We start from the raw sequence: 15,822 nt of genomic DNA on the forward strand, positions 1-15,822 counted from the left end.
GCCCCCCGTTATTACTCGCCTTTTGCAGCTTTGAACGCTTCTGCCATTGCGCTAGAGAAGTTGCCTTCTTCTGGCTTGTTGTTAACTGTAGCAATAGCATCTTTCTCATCAGCTTCGTCTTTAGCACGAACAGACAGGCTGATTACGCGGTTTTTGCGGTCAACGCCAGTATATTTGGCTTCAACTTCATCACCTACGTTCAGAACCAGCGTTGCATCTTCAACGCGGTCGCGAGTTGCTTCGGAAGCACGCAGATAACCTTCTACGCCGCCAGCCAATTCAACTGTAGCACCTTTAGCGTCAACTGCAGTTACTTTACCAGTAACAATAGCACCTTTCTTGTTAACAGACAGGTAGTTATTGAACGGGTCTTCTGCTAGTTGTTTTACGCCCAGGGAGATACGCTCGCGTTCTGCGTCAACTTGCAGAACAACAGCTGCGATTTCGTCGCCTTTCTTGTATTCACGAACTGCTTCTTCGCCTGCAACGTTCCAGGAGATGTCAGACAGGTGAACCAGGCCGTCGATGCCGCCGTCCAGGCCGATGAAGATACCGAAGTCAGTGATAGACTTGATTTTACCTTCAACGCGGTCGTTTTTGTTGTGGGTTTCTGCAAACAGCTGCCATGGGTTAGATTTGCACTGTTTCAGGCCCAGAGAAATACGACGACGCTCTTCATCGATGTCCAGAACCATAACTTCCACTACGTCGCCAACGTTAACAACTTTAGACGGGTGAATGTTTTTGTTGGTCCAATCCATTTCTGAAACGTGTACCAGACCTTCAACGCCCTCTTCGATCTCTACGAAGCAGCCGTAATCAGTCAGGTTAGTTACACGGCCAGTCAGCTTAGTGCTTTCTGGGTAACGTTTAGCGATAGCAACCCATGGATCTTCGCCCAGCTGTTTCAAGCCAAGGGATACACGAGTACGTTCGCGGTCGAATTTCAGAACTTTAACAGTGATTTCGTCGCCCACATTGACAATTTCGCTTGGGTGTTTAACACGTTTCCAAGCCATGTCAGTAATGTGCAGCAAGCCATCAACGCCACCCAGATCAACGAATGCGCCGTAGTCAGTCAGGTTCTTAACGATACCTTTGACTTCCATGCCTTCTTGCAGGTTTTCCAGCAATTGATCGCGCTCAGCGCTGTTCTCAGATTCGATAACTGCACGACGAGAAACAACGACGTTGTTGCGTTTCTGATCCAGCTTGATGACTTTGAACTCAAGCTCTTTGCCTTCCAGATGCAGAGTATCGCGAACTGGACGCACATCAACCAGTGAACCAGGCAGGAACGCACGGATACCGTTCAGTTCGACTGTAAAGCCGCCCTTCACTTTGCCGTTGATCACACCAGTAACGGTTGCAGCTTCTTCGTAAGCCTTTTCCAGCATCAGCCATGCTTCGTGACGCTTAGCTTTCTCACGGGACAGCAGAGTTTCACCGAAGCCGTCTTCAACAGCGTCCAGTGCAACGTCAACTTCGTCGCCGACTTGAATTTCCAGTTCGCCTTGCGCGTTCTTGAACTGTTCTGCTGGAATTGCTGACTCAGATTTCAGACCGGCGTCAACCAGTACGATATCTTTATCGATAGAAACAACAACACCACGGACGATAGAGCCCGGACGTGTTTCAATTGTTTTCAGGGATTCTTCAAAGAGTTGAGCAAAAGATTCTGTCATGTTTATAATCTTCAGGATTCTTAAGGTTAACGTCCATCTAGCATCCCGCCGGATGGGGTTGTTTCACATGCCTCGCCACATATCCTTGCAGTAAGGTTAAAGTGCTCATCAAAAATAATTTTAATTAAAAAATAAATCGTTGAGAGCTCAGAACTGACCGCATTGACGTCATTTTTTTAACGGCAATGCTAGAATTCGTTGGGCATAAGCCAGCGCCTGTTCGATCACCTGCTCGATTGACATACTGGTTGAATCCAGTACCAACGCATCCGCCGCAGGGACTAAAGGTGCAATAGACCGATTACGATCGCGAGAGTCTCGCTCCTGTATCTCGGCTAAAAGACGTTCAAAGTTAACATTAAACCCCTTTTCCTGCAACTGTAGCATACGTCGGTGCGCACGTTCTTGCGAACTTGCATCAAGAAATATTTTTACCGGCGCATCAGGAAAGACCACAGTACCCATATCTCGGCCATCGGCAATCAGGCCTGGCGCTTCACGAAATGCCCGTTGTCGGCGCAATAATGCCTCACGAACACGTGGAAAAGCAGCAGCTTGGGATGCGGTGTTACCCACAGTTTCGGTGCGGATCTCATTACTGACATCCTCACCTTCTAAAATCACTTTTAACTGCCCATTCTGTGAGACAAAACGAACATCGAGATGTGCGGCAAGTGGTACCAATGCCTCTTCGGTGCTGATATCAACCTGATGATGCAGTGCCGCCAAAGCCAAAACTCGGTAGATCGCACCAGAATCTAGCAAACGCCAGCCCAACGATTCAGCCAATGCTTTGCAAAGCGTACCTTTTCCTGCACCACTTGGTCCATCAACGGTTATCACCGGGGCTGTCACCGTCATTTCTCTCTCCTTTCGGTAGGCAAAACCTCTTGTCTACCCCATCGGGCAAACACAGGAGCAACATTATACGCCGCATCGATGTGAACTGTTACCCCACCGAGGTTCAGTTGCTGAAAATAAGACCATGGCAGTGGCAGGAGTGTAGAAGAGATGGGAAAGATAACCAGAAAAAATATTTATTTTTTATTGATTCGCTAAAGAGATAAGTGATGACAGGTAATAAAACAGTCTGTTATCGACTAAAGAGTGGGCACCTAGGGGCGCCCATTTTATGCTGATAGATCACGCAGCACCCATCATAATATTATGATCATAAAAATAATGATCAGGATGGCTGACTCAATCGGGCTAACTGCTCGAAGTAGTCAGGGAAGGTCTTCGCGGTGCATTTAGGGTCAAGGATGGTTATTGGAATAGCGGATAGCGCCACCAGTGAGAAACACATCGCCATGCGGTGGTCATTATAGGTTCCGATTTCTGCGGTGATTAACTGCGCAGGGGGGACGACGCGAATATAGTCTTCGCCCTCTTCGACTTGCGCCCCCACTTTTCTTAGCTCAGTTGCCATAGCCGATAAGCGGTCTGTCTCTTTTACCCGCCAGTTATAGATATTACGAATGACTGTCGGGCCATCAGCAAATAGTGCTGTCGTCGCAATGGTCATTGCCGCATCAGGAATGTGGTTCATATCCATATCAATGCCGCGTAATTCGCCACGGCTGCACTCAATGTAATCGTCGCCCCAAGTCACTTTTGCGCCCATTTTTTCCAGCACATCAGCAAACCGGATGTCGCCCTGCACACTTTTTTTGCCGATACCTGTGACACGCACTGTGCCACCCTTAATCGCAGCGGCGGCTAAGAAATAGGAGGCTGAAGAGGCATCACCTTCAACCAAATAGGCCCCTGGAGTGCGATAGCTCTGGCCCCCCTTGATATGGAAGATCTGGTAGTTCTCATGCTTGACATCCACACCAAAGGCGTTCATCAGATGCAGGGTAATATCGATATAGGGCTTGGAAACCAGCTCCCCCTGAATCTGAATTTCGGTGTCCTGTTCAGCCAGCGGGGCCGCCATGAGCAATGCCGTCAGAAATTGGCTGGAGACACTGCCATCAACCGTCAGGTTGCCGCCACGGAAGCCGCCACGTAAGCGCAGCGGTGGGTAGTTTTCTTGCTCCAGATAATCAATCTGTGCGCCCCCCTGGCGCAATGCATCCACCAGATGACCAATTGGCCGCTCTTTCATACGCGGTTCGCCGGTTAACACAATATCGCTATCACCCAAGCACAGGGCGGCTGCCAATGGCCGCATTGCCGTTCCCGCATTCCCCAAGAAGAGCTCCAATGGGCTCTCTGCTGCTAACTTACCGCCAACACCATCAACTTCACAGCGGGTACGATCAGCGGAGAGACGGACATTCACCCCCAGCGCCTGTAACGCATTGAGCATATGGCGAATATCATCACTGTCTAACAGGTTATTCAGCTGGGTAGTCCCTTCGGCCAGCGCGGCCAGAAGCAGTGCACGGTTAGAAACACTTTTAGAACCGGGTAAATTAACGGTGCCATTAATCAGGGCGATGGGTTGTAACGTCAGGGATTCCAGCATGGGAAAAGTACTCTCCAGTCTTCAATGGGCAACAGCCCCGCATAGGGCGGAGCTGTTGTCATAGCAAATTAAATTATTATAAATTAATGCGTTATAAGTAAATGGGTGATGTCAGCTCAGGTTGATATCGGCCCTGAGCCGTCAGCCATCAACCATGGCGGCGTTCAAAGTCAGCCATAAAATCTGTTAATGCTTTAACGCCTTCGATTGGCATCGCGTTATAGATCGAAGCGCGCATCCCGCCGGCCACGCGGTGCCCTTTCAAAGCTTGCAAGCCTTGCGCTTCAGCCTCACTCAAGAACAGTTTGTCCAATGACCCATCAGCCATTTGGAACGGCACATTCATCCAAGAGCGGTTAGCTTTCGCCACCTGATTGCGGTAGAAACCGGTGCTGTCGATAGCGCTATAGAGTAATTCGGCTTTGGCCTGATTACGTTTTTCCATTGCGCCCAAACCACCCTGCTCTTTCAGCCACTTAAAGACCAGGCCGGAGAGATACCAGGCGAAGGTTGGCGGGGTATTGAACATAGAGTCGTTTTCAGCCAGCACTTTATAATCAAGGATCGATGGCAACTCAGTACGCGCTTTACCTAACAAATCGTCACGTACGATAACCACGGTCAGGCCCGCTGGACCAATATTTTTCTGTGCACCCGCATAAATCACGCCATAGCGGCTGATATCAATCGGGCGAGAGAGAATGGATGAGGAGTAGTCGGCAACCACCACTTTATTGCCGAAATCAGGCTCTTCATTAATCGCCAGGCCATCAATGGTCTCATTCGGGCAGTAATGCACATAGGCAGCATTATCACTCAACTTCCACTGTTTCATCGGCTGAATACCCGTCACACCGTTATCGTGGGTCGTCACATCAATAACATTAGGTGTGCAGTATTTCTGTGCTTCTTTAACTGCACTGTGTGCCCAGTAGCCGCCGTCAATATAATCAGCGCTTTTACTGTCGCCGAGCAGGTTCAATGGCACGGCTGCAAACTGCGCCCGCGCACCACCGTGGCAGAATAACACTTTATAATTAGCCGGAATTTGCATCAGATCGCGCAGATCTTTTTCTGCTTCTTCAGCTACCTGCATAAATTCTTTACTGCGGTGGCTGATCTCCATCACCGACGTTCCAAGACCATGCCAGTTACGTAACTCTTGTTCCGCACGACGTAAAACCTCAACCGGTAGCATCGCCGGACCTGCGCTAAAATTATAAACTTGTGTCATTTCCCCTCACCACACTCTACTGAGATTGCCAACATTATCCTGACTCGGTTTTATCATTCGAGTCCGCCTGCTGCAATGGTTATTCGCCTGAGAGGGAGAAACTGTGCTGCTTTAATGATACGGAGGCCGAAGCCTCCGTCGAAGATTGCCCGATCAATAGGCGTGGAATAGCTTTTGGATCTCTTGCGGTTTTTGCGTTTGGGTTAATGCCAATTGCAGCAACACGCGGGCTTTTTGCGGATTCAGAGAGCCAGAGGCAACAAAACCATATTTGGTATCGTCAACTTCTGCATCTTCGGTGGTCGAGCCGGTCGGCACACGGGATGAGCGCACAACAGCCACACCATTATGAGCCGCTGTTGCCAGTGTATCGAACACCGTGTGATAAAGATTACCATTGCCAACACCGGCGCTAACAATGCCTTGGTAGCCATCAGCAATCAGTGCTTTAGCCGGAACATCAGACGCATTGGCGTAGTTATAAATAATGCCAACTTTCGGTAATGTCTCCAGCTTGCTGATATCGAAAGCCGGTTGTCTTGGCGCAGGTTGATGCAGATAATTTACTTTTCCATCATAGACATAACCTAGTGATCCGCTATTCGGCGACTGGAAGGTCTGTACCGAGGTGGTATTGGTTTTCATCACATCACGGCCCGCGAGCACCTGGTCATTCATCGCCACCAGCACGCCACGTTTGGCGGAATTGGCGTCACTGGCAACCACCACTGCATTGTAAAGATTCAGCGGGCCATCTGCCCCCAGAGCGGTGGCTGGCCGCATTGCGCCAACCATGACCACGGGTTTATCGCATTTCACTGTTAAATCAAGGAAATAGGCGGTTTCTTCCAATGTATCAGTGCCATGGGTGATCACGAATCCATCTGTTTTGGCACAATCGGCATTAATTTTTTTCGCCAACTTTAACCAGACTTCATCATTCATATCCTGAGAACCGATATTTACCACTTGCTCGCCCTGAATATTAGCGAGTTTTTTCATTTCAGGAACCGCGTTCACCAAGGCGTCGACCCCCAGTTTTCCCGCAGTATAGTTAGATTTGGTGGCTGAATCACCGCCACCCGCGATAGTTCCCCCGGTTGCCAATAAGGTAATATTGGGTAGCGCAAAGGCCGAACCGCTGATCCCGGCTAAGATCCCAGCTAATACCGTTAGCTTTATAGATTCCATATTTATGACTCCATTTATTTATAAGCTAGCGAATTATCCGGAATATCCACATCAAAACTGTGACAATTGCTGTACTTTAGGAATACATGGAGCTATTAACTAAAACCCCGTATGATCGCGCGTTTTTAGTACCGCCAAAAAGTGACGACAATGACCCAAACCTTTATTCCCGGCAAAGATGCCGCGCTGGAAGACTCCATCTCCCGTTTTCAGCAAAAACTGAGTGACCTCGGCTTTAATATCGAAGAAGCCTCTTGGCTCAACCCGGTTCCTCACGTTTGGTCGGTACATATCCGCGACCGCGACTGCCCGCTGTGCTTTACCAATGGCAAAGGTGCCAGCAAGAAAGCGGCACTGGCTTCGGCCTTGGGTGAATATTTCGAGCGCTTATCCACCAACTATTTCTTCGCGGATTTCTATCTGGGCAGAGCCATTGCCGAGGGCGATTTCGTTCATTATCCGAATGAAAAGTGGTTCCCAATCCCTGAGGATGATCTGCTGCCGGAAGGTATTCTGGATGAGCGCCTGCTGGCGTTTTACGACCCTGAACAGGAGTTGGTCGCCAGTGATCTGGTGGATTTGCAGTCCGGTAATGTCAAACGCGGTATCTGCTCGCTGCCATTCACCCGCCAGTCAGATTTAGAAACCGTCTATATTCCGATGAATATTATCGGCAACCTGTATGTTTCAAACGGCATGTCTGCGGGGAATACCGCCAACGAAGCCCGCGTGCAGGCGCTGTCGGAAGTCTTTGAGCGCTATGTGAAAAACCGCATTATCGCGGAATCCATTAGCTTGCCAGAGATCCCGACAGAGGTGTTAAATCGCTATCCGGGGGTGGTGGAAGCTATCGCCAAACTGGAAGAGGAGGGTTTCCCGATCCTCTCTTACGATGCTTCTTTAGGTGGCGCGTACCCGGTTATCTGTGTGGTGCTGTTTAACCCATCAAATGGCACCTGTTTTGCTTCCTTCGGCGCCCACCCAGACTTTGGTGTTGCACTGGAACGTACAGTGACTGAGCTATTGCAGGGCCGTAGCCTGAAAGATCTGGATGTCTTTACAGCACCGACCTTTGATGATGAAGAGGTGGCTGAGCATACCAACCTAGAAACTCACTTTATCGATTCAAGCGGCTTAATCAGCTGGGATATGTTTAAAGAGGATGCCGACTATCCGTTTGTCGACTGGAGCTTTAAAGGCAGCACGGAAGAGGAGTTCGCCACCTTGATGGCCATCTTCAATCAAGAAGATGCTGAAGTGTACATTGCTGACTACGAACATTTAGGTGTTTACGCCTGCCGCATTCTGGTGCCGGGAATGTCTGATATTTACCCTGCCGAAGACCTGCTGATGGCGAACAACACCATGGGCGTGCATCTGCGTGACACCTTACTGGCCCTGCCAGACAGTGATTGGCAACCCGCGCAGTATCTGGAACTGATCCAACAACTTGATGATGAGGGGCTGGACGACTTCGCCCGTGTGCGCGAACTGCTGGGTATCGCCACCGGTAAAGATAACGGCTGGTATACCTTGCGGGTGGGTGAACTGAAATCCATGCTGGCATTAGCGGGCGGCGATCTGGAGCAAGGGCTAATTTGGCTGGAGTGGACGCAAGATTTTAACTCTTCGGTCTTTACGGCAAAACAGGCCAACTATTACCGTTGTCTGCAAACCTTGCTGCTGCTGACTCAAGAGCCTGATCGTGAACCGATGCAGTACCACAGCGCATTTGTGAAGATGTATGGCCAGGAAGCGGTAGAGGCTGCTTCTGCGGCATTAGCGGGTGAGGAGCGCTTCAACGGCCTGTTTAGTGTCGATGAAGATCTGAAAGCATTACCTGCACATCAGGCGCTGCTCGGTGCTTATGCCAAGTTACAAGCCGCTAAACGCCGCTACTGGGCTAAAGGCGAGTAAGCTCTTTACCCTCTCCCGTGGATCAATTAGCCATCTGCGGGAGAGGTTATCTTCGAGATCCTCGCCTATTTATTACTGCAATTATTCCTAACGAAAATAAATAGCCATCACTGAACTCCAACAATTGTTTTTGTCATAAAAAAACGTTATTTTCTGACGCCGCTTATGTGGAAAAACAGCACTATTAAACAAACATTATTTGCCAGCGAGATAAAGTAGGCAGAGAGGTGAATAAATAGTTAATTTTTCATGATCGATAATAATAAAAACAGCTACAAATACCGCTTTTAGTTAACCTTCTCAACGGCTTCAAAACAGTCCAATCAAAATTATTTGTAAAACTTAAAATATTTTTTTATGTTTAAAATCATAAAGTTAACCTTATTAAGCGTACAATTTGTAATGATTTAGCCCTAACTAAACTCGCGCAATATGATCCATATCAATTTTCACGCTATACTGCTTTGCTAGTATCTCGTTGTGCTTTATTAACCCTAAAAAGAGAGTTAGTGTGAAAGCTGACAACCCCTTCGATGCATTATTACCTGCGGCAATGGCTAAAGTAGCTGAAGATGCCGGTGTCTATAAAGCCACCAAGCATCCGCTGAAAACTTTTTATTTAGCGATTACTGCTGGTGTGTTTATTTCAATTGCGTTTGTTTTTTATATCACAGCAACTACCGGTACTGCGGGCGTGCCTTTCGGCTTTGCCAAGTTGGTTGGTGGTATTTGTTTCTCCTTGGGGCTAATGTTAGTGGTGGTGTGTGGTGGTGACCTTTTCACCTCTACTGTATTAACCACTGTCGCCAAAGCCAGTGGCCGTATTACCTGGCGTCAACTTGGCTGTAACTGGGTTAATGTCTATATTGGGAACTTGTGCGGAGCACTGTTCTTCGTCGCGCTTATCTGGTTCGCCGGCCAATATACTGTGGCAAATGGTCAATGGGGGCTGAATGTCCTGCAAACAGCTGACCACAAACTACACCATACTTTTATTGAAGCAGTCTGTTTGGGGATTTTGGCTAACTTAATGGTTTGCCTGGCGGTTTGGATGAGTTACTCCGGCCGTACCATAATGGACAAAATGTTCGCGATGATCTTACCGGTGGGCATGTTTGTTGCCAGCGGCTTTGAGCATAGCATCGCCAATATGTTTATGATTCCTATGGGTATCGTGATTAAAAACTTCGCGACGCCTGAGTTTTGGCAATCCATAGGAGCAGCACCAGAGCAATTTGCTAACCTAACTGTAAGTCACTTTGTTATTGATAACCTGATTCCAGTCACCATCGGCAACATCATTGGTGGCGGTTTGTTGGTTGGTTTGACTTACTGGGTAATTTATCTGCGCGGTGACCAGCAACACTAAGTGTGGCCGCACACGGTTTTCGAAGAAATTCACATTAAAAGGTAGATGCATTATGACCGAACTTAATGAAAAATTGGCCAAAGCATGGCAAGGCTTTACCCAGGGTGACTGGCAGAACGAAGTAAACGTTCGTGACTTCATCCAGAAGAACTACACCCCTTATGAAGGCGACGAATCCTTCCTTGCCGGCTCTACCGAAGCAACCGACAAGCTGTGGGCGCAAGTCATGGAAGGCATCAAACTGGAAAACCGCACTCATGCGCCAGTTGATTTCGATACCGACGTTGTGGCGACCATCACCTCTCATGATGCTGGCTATATCAACAAAGATCTGGAAACCATCGTTGGTTTGCAGACTGAAAAACCATTAAAACGTGCCCTGATCCCATTCGGCGGCATCAAAATGGTAGAAGGCTCTTGCAAAGTTTACGGTCGTGAACTTGACCCGCAACTGAAAAAAGTCTTCACCGATTACCGCAAAACGCACAACCAAGGTGTGTTTGACGTCTACACCAAAGATATCCTGAACTGCCGTAAATCAGGTGTACTGACCGGTTTACCCGATGCCTATGGCCGTGGCCGTATCATTGGTGACTACCGTCGTGTAGCCGTTTACGGTATCGACTACCTGATGAAAGACAAACTGGCTCAGTTCAACTCTTTGCAAGATGATCTGGAGAACGGTAAAGACCTGGAGATGACTATCCAGCTGCGCGAAGAGATTGCTGAACAGCATCGTGCTCTGGCTCAGATCAAAGAGATGGCAGCTAAATATGGTTGCGATATCTCAGGTCCAGCGACTAACGCTAAAGAAGCAGTACAGTGGACTTACTTCGGCTACCTGGCTGCGGTTAAATCGCAAAACGGTGCTGCAATGTCCTTCGGTCGTGTTTCTACTTTCCTTGACGTTTACATCGAACGTGACATGAAAGCGGGCAAACTGACTGAAATCGAAGCGCAAGAACTGATTGACCATTTGGTTATGAAACTGCGTATGGTTCGCTTCCTGCGTACCCCTGAGTATGATGAGCTGTTCTCTGGTGACCCAATTTGGGCCACTGAATCACTGGCAGGTATGGGCGTTGATGGCCGTACTCTGGTGACCAAAACCAGCTTCCGCTTCTTGAACACCCTGTACACCATGGGGCCGTCTCCAGAGCCGAACATGACCATTCTGTGGTCTGAAAAACTGCCACTGAACTTCAAAAAATACGCAGCTAAAGTCTCTATCGATACTTCATCTGTACAGTATGAAAATGATGATCTGATGCGCCCTGACTTCAACAACGATGACTATGCTATCGCTTGTTGTGTTAGCCCGATGATTGTCGGTAAGCAAATGCAGTTCTTCGGTGCCCGTGCTAACCTGGCGAAAACCATGTTGTACGCAATCAACGGCGGCGTTGACGAAAAAATGAAGATCCAGGTTGGCCCGAAAGAAGCGCCAATGATGGATGAAGTGCTGGACTATGACAAAGTCATGGAACGCATGGATCACTTTATGGATTGGCTGGCTAAACAATACGTTACCTCGCTGAACATCATTCACTACATGCACGACAAATACAGCTATGAAGCTGCATTGATGGCACTGCATGACCGTGATGTTTATCGCACTATGGCGTGTGGTATTGCAGGTCTGTCTGTTGCTGCTGACTCCCTCTCTGCTATCAAATATGCCAAAGTAAGCACCATTCGTGATGCTGATGGCTTGGCTATCGACTTCAATATCGAAGGCGAATATCCACAGTTTGGTAACAACGACTCACGCGTTGATGACATCGCATGTGATCTGGTTGAGCGCTTCATGAAGAAAATTCAGAAGCTGCGTACTTACCGTGGTGCGGTTGCAACTCAATCCGTGCTGACCATTACCTCTAACGTGGTTTATGGTAAGAAAACCGGTAACACTCCAGATGGCCGCCGCGCCGGTGCTCCATTCGGTCCTGGTGCTAACCCAATGCATGGCCGTGATCAGAAAGGTGCGGTTGCCTCTCTGACCTCAGTGGCCAAACTGCCGTTTGCTTACGCTAAAGATGGTATCTCTTACACCTTCTCTATCGTGCCAAACGCACTGGGTAAAGACGACGAAGTGCGTAAAGCTAACCTGGCGGGTCTGATGGATGGTTACTTCCATCACGAAGCGTCCATCGAAGGTGGTCAACACCTGAACGTGAACGTCATGAACCGTGAAATGCTGTTAGATGCGATGGAAAACCCGGAAAAATATCCGCAGTTGACTATCCGTGTATCAGGTTACGCTGTTCGTTTTAACTCGCTGACTAAAGAACAGCAGCAAGATGTAATTACACGTACATTCACTCAGTCAATATAAGTTCTAACTAAAATAGATTAGACTAAAAGGCTCCACCTTTGTGGGGCCTTTATTTATTCAGTATTGGAGTAACCTGCAATGTCCGTACTTGGCCGCATTCACTCATTCGAATCCTGTGGCACCGTTGACGGCCCTGGGATCCGATTTATCGTATTCTTCCAAGGCTGCTTGATGCGCTGCCTGTATTGCCATAACCGTGATACCTGGGACACCCATGGCGGTAAAGAAGTTACCGTTGAAGAGTTGGTCAAAGAAGCCGTCACTTATCGTCACTTTATGAATGCTTCTGGCGGTGGCGTGACCGCCTCCGGTGGCGAAGCTATCCTACAGGCTGAATTCGTGCGCGACTGGTTCCGCGCCTGCCACGAAGAGGGTATTCACACCTGTCTGGACACCAACGGCTTTGTGCGCCGTTATGACCCCGTCATTGATGAGTTACTTGATGCCACCGATCTCGTGATGCTGGATCTGAAACAGATGGATGACAGCGTGCATCAAAATCTGGTTGGTGTCTCCAATCATCGCACTCTGGAGTTTGCCCGCTATCTGGCAAAACGTAACCAGAAAACCTGGATCCGCTATGTGGTGGTGCCGGGCTGGTCGGATGATGATAAATCAGCACATATGTTGGGTGAGTTTACCCAGAATATGACCAATATCGAGAAGATCGAACTGCTGCCTTACCATGAGTTGGGTAAGCATAAATGGATTGCCATGGGCGAAGAGTACAAATTAGATGGGGTCAAACCCCCTACTGCGGAGATTATGGACCGCGTGAAAGGTATTCTGGAAAGCTATGGTCACAAAGTAATCTACTGATAATCGCCAGCCAATAATCAGAGACTCAATCAATGCCGCCATGTTGGATACCCAACTGGCGGCATTTTTTTGGTGACTAGACTGCCGCGTACGGTGTTTGCTGCTGATCAGGTTTGCGCAGTAACATCATCAAATACACCAACGCCACACCCGCAATCATGATAAACAGTAAATTGTCTGAATAGCGTTGCATCAGCAATGAAGTCATGGTCGGGCCGGTCAGACTGCCGATAGTATAGCTCATCAGCAGTGCCTGATTCATCGCCACTAACTCATCGGCACTGGCTTTTTCGCATGCCCACGCCATCGCCACTGGATAGAGGGTAAAACCAGCGCAGCCCAAAATAAAGAGTGCGGGAGCCAAAGCGTAATTGCCCAGAATGGCCACACTACCAAGGATCACCACAAATACTTGAATGCGCAGCACCAGCAAGCGACCATAGCGATCAGCCATTTTGCCAATCGGCCACTGACCGATAATCCCTGAACTGACCAGTAATGCCATCCACCATCCCACACTGGCATCACTCATCCCTTGATGGGATAAATACAACGGCAGCAACCCATAGAGCGAGCCTAAGAGTACACCTGAGATAATACAGCCATTGATGCCCAGACGCGCGCTACGGCGCTTGAGCATCGGCCAAACTGCAATATGGGAGGCGTCACTACCCTCCTGATGTGAGAAGTGAGCAAACAACAGCGGCAACATCGCGGTAATCACCAATGCACTGACCCAAGGGATGACATTCAGCAGTTGTGTCGACACCACGCCTAGCAGCAGTTGCCCGGTGACAGTCCCAAGATAGTAAACCATCATGTAGGCCGCCAACAGTTGCCCGCGATTGGTTAAGGTGCCACTGCGCAGTAACGCACTCTCAACAATGACCCAAATCAGCGCGCAGGCCACGCCAGCAAAGAAGCGCCACCCCAGCCAACTCCAAAAATCGACAGAAAGCATTAATCCGCAAGTCGCCAGCGCAAACAAAATGCAGGAGTAGTGGTAGCTGCGATTAAAGCCGAGCCGTTGGATCAATCGCCCGGCAATCAAGGTCCCGACCAGATTCCCGGTAAAATAGGATGAACTCACCATCCCCACTTGCCAGGTCGGCAACTGTTGATGGGATAACCATAGGGGAACCAATGTATTTAACACCGCGATAGAGATAGTAAACAGCAAAAGCCCACAGAGCAGAAGCAGCACCGGGCGAGAGTATGCGGACATAGTAAGAGAGAAGCCGTCGGGACGATGAAAGTGAGCGCATCATGCCACTGGCGATAAAAAAGTCAATTCCCTCTCAGGTGGGGATAGCACGATATGTTGGTTCGTTTTTGTCAGCAGTGAGTTGGCGATATTCGATCGGTACACCTAAAAAGAAAAAGCGCCCGTAGGCGCTTGATCAATACTGAGGATAAATCGCGGCTATTTTGTTCACCCACAATTTATTAATCCGTATTTTTTAACCAATGAACTCCAGCCCACCCATGTACGGGCGCAATACTTCTGGCACCTGAATGCGGCCATCTGCCTGCTGGTAATTCTCTAGCACCGCAACGAGCGTACGGCCGACTGCCAGACCAGAACCATTCAGGGTGTGAACCAAACGGGTCTTTCTATCGGTTTTATTGCGGCAACGGGCCTGCATACGGCGAGCCTGGAAATCCCACATGTTTGAGCAGGAAGAGATTTCGCGGTAAGTATCCTGCGCTGGCAGCCACACTTCCAAATCGTAAGTCTTGCTGGAGCCAAAGCCCATATCACCAGTGCACAACAGCACTTTACGGTATGGCAGTTCCAGTAATTGCAGCACTTTCTCTGCATGACCGGTCAGCTCTTCCAGTGCCGCCATTGAATCTTCCGGGCGGGTTATCTGCACCATCTCAACTTTGTCGAACTGATGCATACGGATTAAGCCACGGGTATCACGACCATAAGAGCCAGCTTCTGAACGGAAGCACGGTGTATGGGCGGTCATTTTCAATGGCAGAGACTCCTCTTCCAGAATCTCATCACGAACCAGGTTAGTCAGCGGGACTTCAGCTGTAGGGATCAGCGCATAGTTGCTGCTGTCTGACTCCTCTTCCAGTGGTTTGGTGTGGAACAGATCCTCGCCAAACTTAGGTAACTGACCAGTACCATACAAAGTGGCATGGTTAACCAGATAAGGAACATAAGCTTCCTGATAGCCATGCTTCTCAGTATGCAGATCCAGCATAAACTGGGATAACGCGCGGTGCATACGGGCAATTTGCCCTTTCATCACCACAAAACGTGCACCGGTCAGTTTTACTGCGGCAGCAAAATCGAGGCCGCCGGCCATCTCGCCCAACGAGACGTGATCTCTCACCTCAAAGTCATACTTGCGTGGTTCACCCCAACGGCTGACTTCAAGGTTATCGTTTTCATCTTTGCCTACTGGCACAGAATCATCCGGCAGGTTAGGGATAGAGAGTGCCAGATCGCGGATTTCGTTTTGCAACTTATCCAGTTCGACCTTAGCCGCATCCAGTTTTTCACCCAGCACATTGACTTCCAAACGCAATGGTTCGATATCTTCGCCACGCGCCTTGGCCGCACCAATTAGTTTCGATCGGGCATTACGTTCTGCTTGCAGACTTTCTGTTTCAACCTGTAAAACTTTGCGGCGCTCTTCTTGTTGGCGCAACATCTCAACATCAAGTTTAAAACCTCTGCGAGCCAGTTTTTCGGCGACTGCGTCTAGCTCATTGCGCAGCATATTGGGATCGAGCATGCTAGTCCTGTGCTTGTAGTTATGGATATACCCACATATATACTTC

General features: G+C 48.9%; 11 protein-coding genes. 4 read left to right on the forward strand and 7 right to left on the reverse strand.

The annotated features are described in order from the left end of the window. Window positions 1-11 precede the first annotated feature (11 nt). The 5 genes from rpsA to ansB form a co-directional block, all read right to left on the reverse strand. A complete protein-coding gene (gene rpsA, locus HRK25_RS18165; protein WP_004391091.1) occupies window positions 12-1,685 on the reverse strand; it encodes a 30S ribosomal protein S1 in 1,674 nt (557 codons plus the stop codon). A 168-nt stretch (window positions 1,686-1,853) separates the two neighbouring features. Next, the gene (gene cmk / locus HRK25_RS18170; protein WP_005275113.1) at window positions 1,854-2,546 is read right to left on the reverse strand and encodes a (d)CMP kinase; all 693 of its coding nucleotides are present in this window, start codon (window positions 2,544-2,546) and stop codon (window positions 1,854-1,856) included. A 325-nt stretch (window positions 2,547-2,871) separates the two neighbouring features. Then, window positions 2,872-4,158: a 3-phosphoshikimate 1-carboxyvinyltransferase gene (gene aroA, locus HRK25_RS18175; RefSeq protein ID WP_005275111.1), complete on the reverse strand. Its 1,287-nt coding sequence runs from the start codon at window positions 4,156-4,158 to the stop codon at window positions 2,872-2,874. Between the two features lie 148 nt (window positions 4,159-4,306). Next, window positions 4,307-5,392, reverse strand: coding sequence for a 3-phosphoserine/phosphohydroxythreonine transaminase (gene serC / locus HRK25_RS18180; RefSeq protein WP_005275109.1), 1,086 nt, complete (start codon window positions 5,390-5,392; stop codon window positions 4,307-4,309). Between the two features lie 153 nt (window positions 5,393-5,545). Then, window positions 5,546-6,583 (reverse strand): L-asparaginase 2, encoded by a 1,038-nt coding sequence (ansB, locus tag HRK25_RS18185; RefSeq protein WP_005275106.1) that lies wholly within the window; start codon window positions 6,581-6,583, stop codon window positions 5,546-5,548. Between the two features lie 150 nt (window positions 6,584-6,733). Here ansB and ycaO point away from each other — a divergent pair, with 150 nt between their 5' ends. The 4 genes from ycaO (at window position 6,734) to pflA (ending at window position 13,023) form a co-directional block, all read left to right on the forward strand. Beyond that, window positions 6,734-8,500: a 30S ribosomal protein S12 methylthiotransferase accessory factor YcaO gene (gene ycaO / locus HRK25_RS18190; protein ID WP_005275100.1), complete on the forward strand. Its 1,767-nt coding sequence runs from the start codon at window positions 6,734-6,736 to the stop codon at window positions 8,498-8,500. 511 nt (window positions 8,501-9,011) lie between these two features. Further along, complete coding sequence (gene focA / locus HRK25_RS18195; RefSeq protein ID WP_005275097.1) at window positions 9,012-9,869, forward strand: formate transporter FocA; 858 nt, start codon at window positions 9,012-9,014, stop codon at window positions 9,867-9,869. A 52-nt stretch (window positions 9,870-9,921) separates the two neighbouring features. After that, a complete protein-coding gene (gene pflB, locus HRK25_RS18200; RefSeq protein WP_005275094.1) occupies window positions 9,922-12,204 on the forward strand; it encodes a formate C-acetyltransferase in 2,283 nt (760 codons plus the stop codon). Between the two features lie 78 nt (window positions 12,205-12,282). After that, window positions 12,283-13,023, forward strand: coding sequence for a pyruvate formate lyase 1-activating protein (pflA, locus tag HRK25_RS18205; protein ID WP_005171041.1), 741 nt, complete (start codon window positions 12,283-12,285; stop codon window positions 13,021-13,023). A gap of 76 nt (window positions 13,024-13,099) precedes the next feature. Here pflA and HRK25_RS18210 read toward each other — a convergent pair whose 3' ends face one another. After that, window positions 13,100-14,248: an MFS transporter gene (locus HRK25_RS18210; protein WP_032898065.1), complete on the reverse strand. Its 1,149-nt coding sequence runs from the start codon at window positions 14,246-14,248 to the stop codon at window positions 13,100-13,102. 235 nt (window positions 14,249-14,483) lie between these two features. After that, window positions 14,484-15,776, reverse strand: coding sequence for a serine--tRNA ligase (gene serS / locus HRK25_RS18215; RefSeq protein ID WP_005275091.1), 1,293 nt, complete (start codon window positions 15,774-15,776; stop codon window positions 14,484-14,486). Window positions 15,777-15,822: the final 46 nt, after the last annotated feature.

The sequence above is a fragment of the Yersinia bercovieri ATCC 43970 genome, assembly GCF_013282745.1.
Classification (GTDB): Bacteria; Pseudomonadota; Gammaproteobacteria; order Enterobacterales; family Enterobacteriaceae; genus Yersinia; species Yersinia bercovieri.

Bases quoted from the DNA above. Each gene is read 5' to 3' on its own strand.
- rpsA (WP_004391091.1), bottom strand. From the start codon at position 1,685: ATGACAGAATCTTTTGCTCAACTCTTTGAAGAATCCCTGAAAACAATT.
- cmk (WP_005275113.1), bottom strand. From the start codon at position 2,546: ATGACGGTGACAGCCCCGGTGATAACCGTTGATGGACCAAGTGGTGCA.
- aroA (WP_005275111.1), bottom strand. From the start codon at position 4,158: ATGCTGGAATCCCTGACGTTACAACCCATCGCCCTGATTAATGGCACC.
- serC (WP_005275109.1), bottom strand. From the start codon at position 5,392: ATGACACAAGTTTATAATTTTAGCGCAGGTCCGGCGATGCTACCGGTT.
- ansB (WP_005275106.1), bottom strand. From the start codon at position 6,583: ATGGAATCTATAAAGCTAACGGTATTAGCTGGGATCTTAGCCGGGATC.
- ycaO (WP_005275100.1), top strand. From the start codon at position 6,734: ATGACCCAAACCTTTATTCCCGGCAAAGATGCCGCGCTGGAAGACTCC.
- pflB (WP_005275094.1), top strand. From the start codon at position 9,922: ATGACCGAACTTAATGAAAAATTGGCCAAAGCATGGCAAGGCTTTACC.
- pflA (WP_005171041.1), top strand. From the start codon at position 12,283: ATGTCCGTACTTGGCCGCATTCACTCATTCGAATCCTGTGGCACCGTT.
- HRK25_RS18210 (WP_032898065.1), bottom strand. From the start codon at position 14,248: ATGTCCGCATACTCTCGCCCGGTGCTGCTTCTGCTCTGTGGGCTTTTG.
- serS (WP_005275091.1), bottom strand. From the start codon at position 15,776: ATGCTCGATCCCAATATGCTGCGCAATGAGCTAGACGCAGTCGCCGAA.